The organism is Sandaracinus amylolyticus (genome assembly GCF_021631985.1).
GTDB classification, from domain to species: Bacteria; Myxococcota_A; Polyangia; order Polyangiales; family Sandaracinaceae; genus Sandaracinus; species Sandaracinus amylolyticus_A.
Window position 1 is genome coordinate 3,994,391 of record NZ_CP070225.1, and the last position, 12,471, is coordinate 4,006,861.

At 71.2% G+C, this 12,471-nt stretch carries 24 protein-coding genes; 22 read left to right on the forward strand and 2 right to left on the reverse strand.

The features are described from left to right. The first annotated feature begins 605 nt into the window (after positions 1 to 605). On the forward strand, positions 606 to 1,259 hold the full coding sequence (locus I5071_RS16660) for an ImmA/IrrE family metallo-endopeptidase (protein ID WP_236606449.1): 654 nt from the start codon (positions 606 to 608) through the stop codon (positions 1,257 to 1,259). Here the strand turns inward: I5071_RS16660 and I5071_RS16665 are convergent, their stop codons facing one another. Then, positions 1,260 to 1,844 (reverse strand): helix-turn-helix domain-containing protein, encoded by a 585-nt coding sequence (locus tag I5071_RS16665; RefSeq protein ID WP_236606450.1) that lies wholly within the window; start codon positions 1,842 to 1,844, stop codon positions 1,260 to 1,262. It lies immediately after the preceding gene. On the opposite strand from I5071_RS16665, the gene I5071_RS16670 reads away from it, so the two are divergent. Together I5071_RS16670 and I5071_RS16675 are read left to right on the forward strand one after the other, a co-directional pair. Continuing rightward, entirely contained in the window at positions 1,843 to 2,139 is a 297-nt protein-coding gene (locus I5071_RS16670) for a helix-turn-helix domain-containing protein (RefSeq protein WP_236606451.1), read from the forward strand. The genes I5071_RS16665 and I5071_RS16670 overlap by 2 nt on opposite strands. After that, positions 2,136 to 2,666 (forward strand): hypothetical protein, encoded by a 531-nt coding sequence (locus tag I5071_RS16675; RefSeq protein ID WP_236606452.1) that lies wholly within the window; start codon positions 2,136 to 2,138, stop codon positions 2,664 to 2,666. The genes I5071_RS16670 and I5071_RS16675 overlap by 4 nt, the downstream gene beginning before the upstream one ends. 1 nt (position 2,667) lies before the next feature. Here the strand turns inward: I5071_RS16675 and I5071_RS16680 are convergent, their stop codons facing one another. Beyond that, on the reverse strand, positions 2,668 to 3,030 hold the full coding sequence (locus I5071_RS16680; protein WP_236606453.1) for a hypothetical protein: 363 nt from the start codon (positions 3,028 to 3,030) through the stop codon (positions 2,668 to 2,670). Positions 3,031 to 3,064: 34 nt separating this feature from the next. Between I5071_RS16680 and I5071_RS16685 the strand changes: the two genes are divergently transcribed. The 19 genes from I5071_RS16685 (at position 3,065) to I5071_RS16775 (ending at position 12,471) form a co-directional block, all read left to right on the forward strand. Then, positions 3,065 to 3,412 (forward strand): hypothetical protein, encoded by a 348-nt coding sequence (locus I5071_RS16685; protein WP_236606454.1) that lies wholly within the window; start codon positions 3,065 to 3,067, stop codon positions 3,410 to 3,412. Positions 3,413 to 3,415: 3 nt separating this feature from the next. Continuing rightward, positions 3,416 to 4,363 carry a DUF2303 family protein gene (locus I5071_RS16690; protein WP_236606455.1) on the forward strand — a complete coding sequence of 316 codons (948 nt, stop codon included), beginning with the start codon at positions 3,416 to 3,418 and terminating at the stop codon, positions 4,361 to 4,363. Continuing rightward, positions 4,363 to 4,608 (forward strand): hypothetical protein, encoded by a 246-nt coding sequence (locus tag I5071_RS16695; RefSeq protein WP_236606456.1) that lies wholly within the window; start codon positions 4,363 to 4,365, stop codon positions 4,606 to 4,608. The genes I5071_RS16690 and I5071_RS16695 overlap by 1 nt, the downstream gene beginning before the upstream one ends. Then, a complete protein-coding gene (locus I5071_RS16700) occupies positions 4,608 to 4,829 on the forward strand; it encodes a hypothetical protein (protein WP_236606457.1) in 222 nt (73 codons plus the stop codon). The genes I5071_RS16695 and I5071_RS16700 overlap by 1 nt, the downstream gene beginning before the upstream one ends. Next, positions 4,826 to 5,809: a DNA-methyltransferase gene (locus tag I5071_RS16705; protein ID WP_236606458.1), complete on the forward strand. Its 984-nt coding sequence runs from the start codon at positions 4,826 to 4,828 to the stop codon at positions 5,807 to 5,809. Before I5071_RS16700 ends, I5071_RS16705 begins: the two co-directional genes overlap by 4 nt. Positions 5,810 to 5,817: 8 nt before the next feature. Then, positions 5,818 to 6,039 (forward strand): hypothetical protein, encoded by a 222-nt coding sequence (locus I5071_RS16710; RefSeq protein WP_236606459.1) that lies wholly within the window; start codon positions 5,818 to 5,820, stop codon positions 6,037 to 6,039. Next, positions 6,036 to 6,731, forward strand: a complete 696-nt coding sequence (locus I5071_RS16715) for a hypothetical protein (protein ID WP_236606460.1) — start codon at positions 6,036 to 6,038, stop codon at positions 6,729 to 6,731. Before I5071_RS16710 ends, I5071_RS16715 begins: the two co-directional genes overlap by 4 nt. Then, positions 6,728 to 7,042, forward strand: coding sequence for a hypothetical protein (locus I5071_RS16720; protein ID WP_236606461.1), 315 nt, complete (start codon positions 6,728 to 6,730; stop codon positions 7,040 to 7,042). The genes I5071_RS16715 and I5071_RS16720 overlap by 4 nt, the downstream gene beginning before the upstream one ends. Beyond that, entirely contained in the window at positions 7,039 to 7,485 is a 447-nt protein-coding gene (locus I5071_RS16725; RefSeq protein WP_236606462.1) for a hypothetical protein, read from the forward strand. The genes I5071_RS16720 and I5071_RS16725 overlap by 4 nt, the downstream gene beginning before the upstream one ends. Further along, a complete protein-coding gene (locus tag I5071_RS16730) occupies positions 7,482 to 7,955 on the forward strand; it encodes a hypothetical protein (RefSeq protein WP_236606463.1) in 474 nt (157 codons plus the stop codon). Before I5071_RS16725 ends, I5071_RS16730 begins: the two co-directional genes overlap by 4 nt. After that, positions 7,952 to 8,236 carry an HNH endonuclease gene (locus tag I5071_RS16735; protein WP_236606464.1) on the forward strand — a complete coding sequence of 95 codons (285 nt, stop codon included), beginning with the start codon at positions 7,952 to 7,954 and terminating at the stop codon, positions 8,234 to 8,236. The genes I5071_RS16730 and I5071_RS16735 overlap by 4 nt, the downstream gene beginning before the upstream one ends. Continuing rightward, positions 8,233 to 9,321 carry a hypothetical protein gene (locus I5071_RS16740; protein WP_236606465.1) on the forward strand — a complete coding sequence of 363 codons (1,089 nt, stop codon included), beginning with the start codon at positions 8,233 to 8,235 and terminating at the stop codon, positions 9,319 to 9,321. Before I5071_RS16735 ends, I5071_RS16740 begins: the two co-directional genes overlap by 4 nt. Continuing rightward, complete coding sequence (locus I5071_RS16745; RefSeq protein WP_236606466.1) at positions 9,314 to 10,210, forward strand: ATP-binding protein; 897 nt, start codon at positions 9,314 to 9,316, stop codon at positions 10,208 to 10,210. The genes I5071_RS16740 and I5071_RS16745 overlap by 8 nt, the downstream gene beginning before the upstream one ends. Continuing rightward, positions 10,207 to 10,578 carry a RusA family crossover junction endodeoxyribonuclease gene (locus I5071_RS16750; RefSeq protein WP_236606467.1) on the forward strand — a complete coding sequence of 124 codons (372 nt, stop codon included), beginning with the start codon at positions 10,207 to 10,209 and terminating at the stop codon, positions 10,576 to 10,578. Before I5071_RS16745 ends, I5071_RS16750 begins: the two co-directional genes overlap by 4 nt. Continuing rightward, entirely contained in the window at positions 10,575 to 10,988 is a 414-nt protein-coding gene (locus I5071_RS16755; protein WP_268921233.1) for a helix-turn-helix domain-containing protein, read from the forward strand. Before I5071_RS16750 ends, I5071_RS16755 begins: the two co-directional genes overlap by 4 nt. Before the next feature lie 97 nt (positions 10,989 to 11,085). Further along, positions 11,086 to 11,523 carry a GIY-YIG nuclease family protein gene (locus I5071_RS16760; protein WP_236606469.1) on the forward strand — a complete coding sequence of 146 codons (438 nt, stop codon included), beginning with the start codon at positions 11,086 to 11,088 and terminating at the stop codon, positions 11,521 to 11,523. Then, on the forward strand, positions 11,520 to 11,837 hold the full coding sequence (locus I5071_RS16765; protein WP_236606470.1) for a hypothetical protein: 318 nt from the start codon (positions 11,520 to 11,522) through the stop codon (positions 11,835 to 11,837). Before I5071_RS16760 ends, I5071_RS16765 begins: the two co-directional genes overlap by 4 nt. Further along, positions 11,837 to 12,304 carry a hypothetical protein gene (locus I5071_RS16770; protein ID WP_236606471.1) on the forward strand — a complete coding sequence of 156 codons (468 nt, stop codon included), beginning with the start codon at positions 11,837 to 11,839 and terminating at the stop codon, positions 12,302 to 12,304. The genes I5071_RS16765 and I5071_RS16770 overlap by 1 nt, the downstream gene beginning before the upstream one ends. Beyond that, the gene (locus tag I5071_RS16775; protein ID WP_236606472.1) at positions 12,301 to 12,471 is read left to right on the forward strand and encodes a hypothetical protein; all 171 of its coding nucleotides are present in this window, start codon (positions 12,301 to 12,303) and stop codon (positions 12,469 to 12,471) included. Before I5071_RS16770 ends, I5071_RS16775 begins: the two co-directional genes overlap by 4 nt.

A 12,471-nucleotide genomic window follows, 5' to 3' on the forward strand; every position in this document is an offset into this window, starting at 1 on the left:
CGTCGCGGTCACCGCGTCGTCGATGGGCGGAGCATGCTGTGCGACTTGCCGCACGGCAAGTCATATCGATAGTCGACGGAGACTTTTCTCACTCTGCTTGCCGCTCGGCAAGGCTGAGCATCGGCGGATGAAGATCGGTCTTCACGTCGCTGCGGCAGCGGTGCTGTTTTCTCACGCCGCGTGCTACGCGCCGTATTCGAGTCCCGCGGCGGAGACTGTCAGCGTGAGCGAGCCCGCTTCCGTGGCGCCACAAGAGCCGACAGCCAACGGCGAGGACGCACTTGCCCTCGCTCGAGCTCAGTACCCCGAGTGCGCTGACGTGCGCTTCGATCGCTGGATCCACTCGGACCGCGCGTCAGTAAACGTGTGCGGCGTCTACCGAATCTATGCGTGGAGCGACGATGGCGGCGTGTACGAAGTCAATGACCTCGAGGGGTCCGCAACCGCCGCATACCCCACGAGTCCCCCGCACCCAGCGGCGTCGGGCGGCCCAGTCCGTGTGCACGGCTACTACCGGCGCGACGGAACCTACGTGCATCCGCACACGCGTCGTCGGCCGCGCTGAGCGTCAGTTTTGATCCGCGCTGGACGTCGGCGACACCAGCATGGAACGCCAGCTCGAAGACATCGCAACGGCGACGCTCGCCAAGTATGGGATGCCCTTGCCGGTCGACATCTACCGGCTGTGCATCCGCATGAAGTACGACGTGCGGCTTGGCGAACCGGGGTCACGCCCGACCGTGCTCGGCCGCACCATCTTCGTCACGCCCGAGGAACCGGAGGAGCGGCAGCGTTTCGCCGCAGCGCACGAGCTCGCGCACATGATCATGAGAGCGCTCGGGCTCTCGATCTCCGAGTCCGAGAAGCACGCGAACTGGCTCGCGTCCGCGCTGCTTCATCCTGAGGCGTGGTTCCTCGAGCGGCTCGCGGCTCGCGGTTGGGATCTGGCGGCGCTCAAGACCGACTGCCGGTGGTCGTCCTACGAGGCGATCGGCCGGCGCATCGTGAGCCTGCAGCCGGCCGTGCTCTGGGTGTGCGACCGCGGGCCCGGCGTCCGGAAGGGCTACCGCGTCGCGTCGCGCGGGCTCGTGGCGCGCCATAAGAAGCCAACGCGGATCGAGTGGAAGCTGGTGCGGGACGCCGCGGCGAGCCTTCAGCCGCAGGTGATCGCGGGCGTCGGCGCTTGGCCGCTGCCGAGCCCCGAGCACGAGTGGCTCCGGGTCGTGTCGCTCGCCCGCGCTGACGCGATCGCGATGTGACTACTCGTCGCCCTCGTCCGCCTCGGCCTCCGCCCACCCGGGCGGGCGCTGCGCTGTGGCCTTCGTGATCGCGCGCGCCGCCGCGATGTAGTCGTCGACCGACTGTGCGCCGCCCCGGAAGGGAGCGGTGCGCAGCCATTCCGTCTGCTCGGTGGTGAGTCCGTACTTCTTCGGTCCACCGATCTCGAGGAACGTCGCCCACGCCTCGCTCACCGGGGCGAGCTTCGGCCCGCGACTCTTCACGAACTGGCGGTAATGTGGCTCAGAAAGGGCCTCGTCGAAGAAGAAGTCGGGCCGGATCTTCATCGTCCGGATGACGTCGAAGAGCGTCTTGAGATCCCCACCCGCGCGCTCCCCCTTCACGAGCTTGCTGACCTGAGACTCCGACATCCCGGTCTTCTTCGCCGCATCTCGCTGGAAGCCCGGGGAGTCGCCATGACGCTCGTCCCACTCGACGCGTAGTTGGTCGAGCAGGAGACGCAGGCGCTGACCGGGCAGGAGATCGGGCGCAGGTCGCGGCATCCGCGTCTTGTCGCATGGCAAGAGTTGCGGTGCGGCTTGCCGCGTGGCATGTTCTGCGTCCATGAACCCTCGTGAGTTGTTCTCGCTCTGGCTGGAAGAGCAGGTCGCCGCGGGCGTCACGCGTACGCAGATCGCGGTGCGGCTTGGGTGCCACCCCTCGCAGCTGCCGCGATTCGAGAGCGGCGTGCGCACCCCCGATCTCGCTGTCGCATTCGCCATCGAGGACGAGACGCGGGGTTGGGACCGCGGCCCGATTCCCGCTCGCTCGTGGGTCGGCCTGATCGACGATTCCGATGCCCGCGAGGTCGTCACGCCTCGCAACGTGAAGCGCGTCGCAACCGCGGGGCAGTGCCGATGAAGGCCGATCCCGGCACGGCGCTCGACGCGGATGCCATCCGCGAGGAGACGCAGCAGGCGGTCGCCGCGGAGACGAACCGCGGGTACGCGGACTGCGAGGAGAGCCTCGAGGACATCGCCGGCGCGAGCGGCGTGAGCCGCGCGCTCATCCGGCAGTGGTGCGCCCCCATCGGTCCCGCGCGCATCTCGGTCGCCGACGCCATCCTCGCCCCGCAGCAGGTGCGTGAACGCCTCGCGCGGATGCTCGCGCGCGCCGCCGGCTTCGAGCTCGTGCCGATCGGCTCGGCCGCCTCGAAGGGCTCGTGCGACCTGCTGATGGTCGCCGAGGCACAAGGCGCGGCGGGGCACGCGATCGCGGTGGCTCTGCGTGCGATGGCCGATCGGCTCGTCGATCGCGCCGAGGCGCGCGAGGTGCGCCCGGTGATCCGGCAGGCGCGCGAGCTGCTCGCCGCGCTCGACAAGCTCTTCGAGCAGGCGGAACGCGACGGCGTCGCTCCCGTCCGCATGGGCGACCGGAGCGCGTCGTAGTTCAATGGCGCCGTCGAGCGCAGGCCGTGGTCCGTCGATCGACGAGCGCGACGCGCGCCCGCTGGGCGACGCCTATGCGCCCGTGATCGCGCCGCGCGAAGTCGCCGGCCGTGGTGAGGCGGAATGCCCGCGTGGTGCGGACTGCGCGGGATGCGGCGTCGAGCGCTGCAAGGCGTGCGGCGTGGCGCAGTGCCGACACGCGATTTCGCGCGGGGCGTGTGCTCGCTGCGAGCGCGTCCGCGGTGTCGTCGTCGCGCGCGTCCCCCTGAAGCGCGTCCCGCGCTGAGACGAACCCGCGCTTGGCGCGGAGGAGGTGATCGATGTCGAGTTCCGAAGAGGGTCCGCGCTCCGCTCTCCACTTCATCGCAGAACTCGGTGGCGGCGATGCCGCCCGCGAGATGTCCGACGAGCTCTTCGAGCTCGGCCGGCGTCTGGTGCACGAGACGACCGCACGCGATCGGACGTGCACCGGCGAGCTGACGCTCAAGATCAAGCTCAAGGCCGATCGCTCCGGCCTCGTCGCGACGTCCTACGAGATCAAGCGCAAGGACCCGTCGAAGAGCACGACCCCCGGCTTCGCGTACCTCACGGCGGGCGGGAACCTCACGAGCGAGAACCCGCGCCAGGCCGAGCTGCCCGGGCTGCGCGAGGTGCCGGGGGGACGCGCGAATTCGCCGCCCCGCGAGCCGACCGTCGGGCGCGACATCGACGACCGCAGCAACCGCGCTGCGCCGAGGGAGGTCTGATCCATGAGCAGCTACGAGGGCAACAGCGAACAGCAGGGCGACGTGCGCGCCGCGATCGAAGCCGTCGAGCGCCTCGCCACGCCGAAGGTGTGCGAGGTCGACGGCATCGCAGACGGCGAGCTCGTCGTGATCCCGAAGGGGATGGAGATCGTCGACCTGAAGCCACAGATCGACAAGCGCCGCGAGCGCCCGGAGCGGAAGAAGGGCACCGCGAAGCTCACCACGCTCGCCGCGTTCTGCGGGTTCGTGCGTCGCTTCGCCGACGACGAGTCGGCACTCTTCGCGGTCGACAACCGCAAGGCGCCGAAGCTCCTCGCGGTGTTCGACTATCACCACTCGAACGCTCGCGACGAGGTGAGCGGGCGCGTCGTCACGGCGGGGCAGCCGCGCTTCGGCGAGCACCGCGCCGAGTACGCGTTCCCGATCTCCGATGCGTGGAAGGCGTGGACCGAGATCGCGGGAAAGCCCCTGTCGCAGGGCGACTTCGCCGCGTTCCTCGAAGAGCGCATCGTCGACGTGATCTCGCCCGAGAAGCTCGGCGAGAAGACGCTCGAGCGCGTCGCCGAGATGCACATCGAGCGCCTCGCCAACTCGATCGAGCTGATGGTGCTGTCGAAGGGGCTCTCGGTCCGCGTCGACGCGAAGGTCACGCAGGCGGTGAACCTGTCGACCGGCGAGACGGCGCTCGGCTTCGAGGAGACGCACCGCGACGCGGGCGGCGGCCAGGTGCGCGTGCCCCCTGCGTTCGCGCTGAACATGCCGGTGTTCCGCAGCGGGCGCTTCTACGTCGTGATCGCGCGCCTGCGCTACCGCGTGCACGCGGGATCGATCACGTGGACGGTCCAGCTCCAGCGCGCCGACGAGGCCTTCGACGATGCGTTCGCCGAGGCGTGCGACGAGGCGCGCATCGCGACCGAGCTGCCGCTCTTCTTCGGGACGCCGGAGGCGTGATGCTGTCCGCGACGCTCACCGAGGACCAGCTGCGCGAGCGCGATGCGCTTTGCGCGTCGCTTGGGGCGGCGATCGCCGATGCGCGCGTCGGCGGACACACGATCCGCGAGGTGCGCATCGGCACCGCGCGCCTCTACCGCGCGGGCGGTGTGAAGCCGGCGATCCCGAACGCGCCTCCGATCGTGATCGACCACGCCGACGTCGACGTGCTCACTCTCGTCATCGGACCGGGCGGGGCGACCTGATGCTGGCGGTCCTCTCGAGCCTCGTGTGGCCCGCGCCGATCGGCGTGGAGCACGCGCTCGTCGACGTCGCGCGCGAGATGCGCTGCGTGCTGGTCGCCGAGGCTCGAGAGGAGCCCGCGACGAAGCCGTGCGAGGGCTGCCTGCGCCCGATCGCCGTAGCGATGTGGCGCTGCACGCTCTGTGAGATCGCGGTCCTCGCGGGCCCCGAGGTGATGCCGTGATCGACGCGACGCGGAAGGGCCTCGTGCTCGTCGGCGACTGCCGCGCGCGCCTGCGCGAGCTCCCAGACGAAAGCGTGCACTGCGTCGTGACGTCGCCGCCCTACTGGGGCCTGCGCGACTACGGCGTCGAGGGGCAGCTCGGCCTCGAGGAGAGCCCGCACGAGTTCGTCGAGAAGCTCGTCGAGGTGTTCCGAGAGGTGCGTCGCGTGCTCCGCTCCGACGGCACGTGCTGGGTGAACCTCGGCGACTCGTACGCGGGCAACCCCGGCGGGTTCCAGGGGAAGCATGGGCAGCGCGCGTCGCGCACCTTCACCGCGCGCATCGACACGAAGAAGCGCGGCCACGGGCTGAAGCCCAAGGACCTGGTCGGCATCCCGTGGCGCGTCGCGCTCGCGATGCAGGACGACGGGTGGTGGCTCCGCTCGGACATCATCTGGTCGAAGCCCAACCCGCTCCCGGAGTCGGTGACCGACCGGCCGACGAAGTCCCACGAGTATCTCTTCCTGCTCACGAAGAGCGAGCGGTACTTCTACGACGCCGATTCGATCCGCACGCCCCTCGCCGAGAAGACGTTCACCGCGTATGGCACCACGCGTCGGTCGAAGGGCACCGACGCGCTCGGCAAGATCGCCGCGCACAACATCGCGCGCGACGTGCCCGAGCGGAAGCCGCGTCTCAACGCGGACGGCGAGCCCGCTGGCGCGAACCGGCGCTCGGTCTGGACGATCGCGACGAGGCCCTACGAGGGCGCGCACTTCGCGACGTTCCCGCCCGATCTCGTCGAGCCCTGCGTGCTCGCGGGCTGCCCGCGCGAGGGCCTCGTGCTCGACCCGTTCGCGGGCTCCGGGACCACGTTGCAGGTCGCGCTCGAGCGCGGCCGGCGCGCACTCGGAATCGAGCTCAACCCCGAATACGCGCGCCTGATCGAGCAGCGTCTCGCGAGCGTCCAGTTCCCGCTGCCGATGGGTGGTGCGGCGTGATGCTCGCCGTGATCGCTCTCGTCGCGTGGACGGGCCTCGTCGCGTCGATCGCGTTCGTGATCGGGCGGAAGCGCGAGCGCGCTCGATGCGAGCACGTACGCCGTCTGCTCGTCGGCCAGCGCAACGGCGCGCAGGACGAGGGCGCGCACTGGGAAGCCGTCGCGACGTGGTGGATCCGCCACGCGATGGAGCTGCGCCGCGAGGTGCATGCGCTGCGGGGGTACCGATGAGCAACCTCGACCTCTTCGAGCCCGAGCGCCGCTCCGAGCTCGACCAGTACTTCACCGAGGCGTGGATCGCGCGGCGCGCGGCGCGCTGGATCCCGCGCGGCGCCGTCGTGCTCGAGCCGAGCTGCGGCAGCGGGAACCTGGTCGAGGGCCTCGTGCTCGCTGGGCACCCCATCGAGAACGTGCTCGCGTTCGAGCTCGACCCCGCATGGGCCGCGCACGCGCGCACGCGCTTCCCGGGGCTCCTGGTCAACGAGGGCGATTTCCTGAAGCTCACGACCGGCGCCGACGTGCCGAACACGGTCGCCGCGTCGTTGCAGAACCCGCCGTACGGCAACGACCTCGACCTGCGGTTCGTCGAGCGCACGCTGGCGATGCTCGACCGGACCGCTCCCGCATGCGTCGTCGCGATCCTCAAGACCGACTTCGAGTACTCAGACGGTCGCGCGCCCTTCTGGCGTGAGCGCGCTCGCGTGCGCCGGCGCGCGATGCTCGTCGAGCGCCCGCGCTTCGGCGCGCACGTCGACGGCAAGAAGCAGGGCGGCGCCGAGCGCAACTACGTCGTCCTCGAGATCGTGCCGCGCACCGCGCCCCGCGCGCCCGGAGCGGCCGAGGTCGTCATCGAGGAGCGCTGGTCGCGCACCGATCCCGAGTCGTGCTGGACCGGGCCGATCGCGGAGGTGCTCGCGACATGACGCGCGCTCACATGTGGACGCCCGAGACGACCGTCACCGGCGAGACGATCGCGAGGTGCTCGACCTGTGGAGCGCTCGCGACGTGGGCGCTCGCGACCTCGCCGTGCGGCGAGAGCGAGCCCAGGACGAAGCGCCGCCGGGAACCGAAGTTCCGTCGCGTCGCTCCCGAGGTCCGCGCCGAGCGCGTGAGGCGTGCGGGCGAGATGCGGGCTGCGGGTGCGTCGTACCGCGAGATCGCGGACGCCCTCGGCGTCTACCCGCAACTCGCGTGGACGTACGTGCAGGCGTACGAGCGGAGGGCCGCCGCGTGACCGAGACTGGTGCACGCGCGCGCGGCCGACGGCCGACTGACGGGCCCGACCTTCCGGCGGTGCCCTACTCCGAGCTCGGCGAGCGCATGGTCGCGCTCAGCTACGAGCTCCAGGCACGCGCGCGGCGGCTCGACACGCTCACGCGTGGGCTGAATCCGAGCGCGTACCGCCCGGGGCACGTGATGGAGCTCGCGGAGGTCCGCGAGCGCCTGCTCGCGCGCGAGGTGCACCCTCGTCGACGTAGGGCGCGCACGACGCCGCGCGGTCCGCTGCTGATGCTGCGGTGGGGCGACCGCGAGCTGTCGTATCCGCAGTGGTCGCGCGAGCCCGACGTCGCGCTCACCGCGCAAGCCATCTACGAGCGCGTGAAGCGCGGGTGGACGCCCGCGGAGGCGCTCACCACCGCGAAGGGCGCGTCGCGCCCGCGATCGGAGGCCGCGTGAGCGAGCTGACCCTCATCGACTTCGAGGCCCTCTACGACGGCGGCGACGAGCTCTTCATGCTCGGCGCCGAGTCGGCGTGGTGCGCTGTCGCGTCACGCCCGGGCGTGCTCGCGTCCGATATTCTCGCGCGTCTCACGCGCCCGCCGCGCTCGGTCCCGCCGACGATGCGCAGCACGCTCGAGCGCGCACGTTCCGCGCCGTCGAGCACCATCGATCAGAGCAAGCTGGCCTGGCTCGCGCGGAAGGCGGACCGCGACGGCGTCTGCGTGGTCGCCGGCGTGCCAGTCGATCGGCGCTTCGTGATCCACGCGATGGGTCTCGCGAAGGGCCACGGCGACGCGAGCGTCGAAGTCGCGCAGATGGCCGTCGCGTCGCTCGGCCTCGGGCATCCCGTGCTCGTCGTGCGGGGCGCCCTCTGGACGCTGATGGTCGCGCCCCTCGCGCGCGCCGGCGAGGGGTTCTCGGCGTGACGCGCAAGCGGCCTCACTGGAAGCGCGAGAACCGCGCGCGACACTGGCTCCGGAAGCGCGTGATCGACGCGGCCGGCGGTCGGTGCCTCGGCTGTGGCGAGATGGTGAACCTCATCGAGAACCACCCGCTGCAGGCGACGCTCGATCACGTCGTGCCGCTCGCGCGCGGCGGCCGGCACGTGCTCGCTAACGTCCAGCTGCTCTGCCGCGCGTGCAACCAGCGGAAGGGCTGCACGCCGCCCGAGTTCTGGACCCGCTACGACGAGGAGCACGCAGCGTGAGCGGCAAGCGCGGACGACCGAGGCGCGAGCGCTACGCGCTGCTCATGGGCGGGCTCTGGAAGAACCCGAAGATCCGTCGCATCTCCAACGAGGCGCTCGGCGTGCTCACGCGCGCGTGGTCCTACGCGGCGTCCGAGATGACCGATGGCCTCGTGCCGGTCGAGATGCTCGAGATGTGGGCGAAGCCGAAGCGCTGGCCCGCGATCCGCGCCGAGCTCACCGCGCGACATCCCGCGTCCGATGGGTGCCGCGGCGAGCCGCTCATCGCGATCGACGCAGGAGAGATCGACGCGCTCTGCCACGACTTCACCACCATCAACATCACGCGCGCGAACTGGGAAAAGCAGCTCGAAGCCGACCGGAACAGGAAGGGTCCGAAGGGTGGATTTCCGGATGGAAATCCGACCGGAAACGGACCCGGAAATCCGACCGGAAATGACCCGGATTTCCAACCGGACGCTCCGGACGAGGACGAAGACGAAGAGATCTCCTCGCTACGCTCGGAGTCGCGTGCGCGCGACGCTGGCCGGTCGGAAAATCCAAAGCCCGCGCCGACGCCACCCCCGAGCCCCGCCGAACTGCACGGGCTCGGCATGCGCGCCACCGACCCGTCGAAGTCGGGGCTCGTGCGGCTGTGGGCCGAGGCCTACGCGACGAAGCGCCGCAACGCGAAGTGCGTGTGGCTCGGACGCTCGCAGGTCGACGCGATCGTGCGAGGCGCCCCGATGCCGGCGCATCGAACGCAGGCCGACGCGCTCGAGGCGCTCGCGCAGTGGCTCGCCGACGAGCACCGCGCGGCCGAGCACGCCGCGATCGTCGAGCGAGTGCTCGCCGGGGCGTTCGCCGATCCGTGGATGCGCGAAGCGACCTACCCGCTCGCGCGGATCGCGGCGGAGCCCGGCCGGTACCTGCAGGCGCCCGCAAGAGGCCGTGCGGCGCTGCCCTCGGCCGACGAGCACGCGGCGAACGCGACGACCGACGAGGAGCTCGGGCAGCTCGGGCTGTTGCCCGACGAGACGCCCGAGGGGCGCGCAGCGCTCGAGCGGCGCCTGAACACGTACGCGAAGGGGGTGCTCGGTGGCTGACGGCGAGACGAAGGCGCCTCCGTGCGCCGAGTGCGGTTCGAGCGAGCACGTCCTCGACGCGTGCCCGCTGCGCGCGATGATCGAGCGCGACGCTCGCCTTCGACGTGAGCGCGAGGAGCGCCGCGGGGCCGAGCGACCTCTCGCGCCTGTCGGTCGTGATCTCGCCGCCGTGATCGAGGCGACCGCCGCGATGGCGACCGCGAGCGACGAGGACATCCACCGGATGGAGGTTCGGCTCCGTCGGCAGGAGCGCAACGAGCGGCTCCTCGCGAGCGGGGTCGCAGAGCCCGGACCGCTTCGAGACGAAGACCGGAGGATGCTGCTCGACGAGACCTTCGATCCAAACAAGCACGCGATGCGCGTCGTGCGCGGGTGGCTCGCTCGAGCGACCGACACCGTCACGCCCGATCGCAACATGCTCGTGCTGTGTGGCGAGCGGGGCACCGGCAAGACGCTCGCGGCTGCGTGGGCGATCGCGCAGATGGGCGGCCGGTACGTGACGCTCGAGGAGTACCTGCGCGACTACGCGCGGTGGCAGCGCGATCGCTCGCGCGAGGACGGAGGCAAGGCCGAACTCTCGCGGTACGACGCGAGCGGCCTGCTCGTGATCGACGAGCTCCGCGGCGACCTCTCGCGCGACGACCTCGACGACTGGCTCGCGAAGCTCGAGCGCCCCGCGTGGCACCGCATCGTCGACCGTCGACAGTCGCGACGTAGGCAGCTCACGATCGCGCTCACCAACGCGAAGAAGGGCGAGGTCGAACCTCCCTCGGGCTTCCTCGGCGCGCTCGTCGATGGGACGTACGACGGTCGCACCTACGACCGCATGCGTCGCGACGCGTACGTGATCGGGATCGAGGGCAAGAGCATGCGCGGCGGTGCGCTGTGACCGAGCTCCGCTACACGCTCCCGGGCCGCCCCGTCACGTGGAAGCGCGCCCGCTCGAAGGGCTCGCAGCGCTGGACGGACCCCGCGATGCGCGCTGCGCAGCACGCTCACGCCCTGCTCGTGCAGTCGCTCGTAGCGCGCATGCGCACGTGGCCGCTCGAAGCGCACTACACGCTCGAGGTCGTCGCGTACTGCGCCCCGGTGCAGCGTGGCGACGCCGACAACTACGCGAAGCTCGTGGCCGATGCGTTGCAGGGCGTCGCCTACACGAACGACCGGCGCCTCGTCGACGTCCGTGGGCGACGTGAGATCGACGCAGCCAGCCCGCGCACCGAGGTCGTGCTGCGCGTCGTGGAGTGTGCTCGATGAGCGCCCACCCCGACGCGACGCTCCCCGTCACCCCGCTGCGCGCGTGGCGTCACTCGGATCGCGGCTTCCCGTGGACGAAGCTCGAGAAGCGCACCGGCGTGCCGCTTCGCACCATCATGGCGATCGCGGCGGGGCGGCGGGCATCTCCTGAGAACGCCCAGAGGATCTCGAAGGCGACGGGAATCCCGATGCGCGATCTGCTCGGCCTGCCGAGTGCGAAGCGCGAGGAGCGCGTCGCGACGGTGATCGCCGAACTCGACACCGAGATCGACCGCGACATCGCGACCGACAGGCGCGTGATCGAAGCAGTCCGCGCACGCGACGAGCGCGTCGCCAAGGTCGTTGCGCAGGCCATCGACGAGAGCGCGACCGAGCGCTCGACGCGACGCCGTCGAGGAGTCGACCTCTGATGCTCGACCGAAATCACCAAGGGGGGTGGGGGTCGGTGCGGCTTGCCGCGCGCGCGTCGGACGCGATTTCAGGTGCCAGATGTAGGAGGGCCTCGCCGTGATCTACTTCGTCCGTGCAGTCGGCACGCCGTACGTGAAGGTCGGCTTCGCCTCGGAGGACGTGGCGGCGAGGGTCGCGACGCTGCAGTGCGGGTGCCCGCACCTGCTCGCGATCCTCGGCGTGATCGACGGCGACATGACGGCAGAGGCCGAGCTCCACCGGGTGCTCGGACACCGACGCGTGCGGGGCGAGTGGTTCGCGATCGAGGGCGAGTCGCTACCCGCGCTACTCGATGAGATCGACGCGGCGCGGCGCGGTCGTGCCGCGTGGAACGCGTCGGACGCGAGGGGCCCCGCGTTCCTCGGCGAGCGGATCGCGCACCGGGTCGGAGCGCTGCGCGACGAGCTCCAGAAGCTCCGCGACGTCGTGTCGTCGATGGGCATCGACACGGGGCACGAGGGCCGGATCGATGCCGCGATCGAGGCGCTCCGATGATCGGCGCCCTCCGACTCGGCCTCGAGCTCCCCTGCCCGCTCTGCCCGCGGAGCCTGCCGGCGGGCAAGGACCTGTGCTCGAAGTGCGAAGGCGAGTTCCGCCCGACCCCGCTGCGCGCGTGGCGAGCCGTGCACGACGTCTCACTGCTCGAGCTGCAGGAGGACACGGGGCTCTCGAAGCGCACGGTCCTGCGCGCCGACGCGGGCGAACGGATGAGCCACGAGGCGGCGCGCGCGCTCGCGAAGCGCACGGGCCTGCACTGGCGTGTGTTCCGGCCGAAGACGAGCGCGCCCGCGGGCGCGGGAGGTGTGTGATGACGACGATCGGGAAGTGGACCGCGCAGGCCTGCGACGCGTGCTCGCGACCGCCGGGTGCAAGCCGCGTCGGGCGTTGGTGCACCTGCGGCGGAGACCCGGAGCGACGTCTGCCTGTCGGGGCCTATCGCGCGACCGAGACTCGACCGCGCACGCTGCGCGACGACCTCGAGGTGCTGCGCGAGCGCGTCGACGCGGCGCTCGCAGCGATGTCGCGCCGCGCAGACGGCTTAGAGCTCATGCACCTGCACGTCGCGCTGCGGCGCGTCGAGCGCAGGATCGGCCCGCCGCTCTCGCTGAATCGCCCTGGCCCCGGCGCGAAACTGCTCGCGCGTGCCTGCGACATGGCAGCGGCCGCGCTCGATGGGACGCGATGGCCGAGCGACCACCTGCAGCACCTCGCAGACGAGGCCGCGGGCGAGGCGCGTCACACGGCGGCGTTGCTGCGCGGAAGAGGCGAGTCGTGAGCACGCTCGCCGAGCACATCGAGCGCGATCCCGCCGCGGTGCTCGAGGTCTTCGAGGACCTCGCGCGTTCGGCTCGCATGGGCCGGCTCCGACGGGCCGGCGGAGGCGCGTACCGCGAGTGCTCGTGGTGCGAGAAGTCATCGTGCGCGTCGGACGCGTGGAGCTGA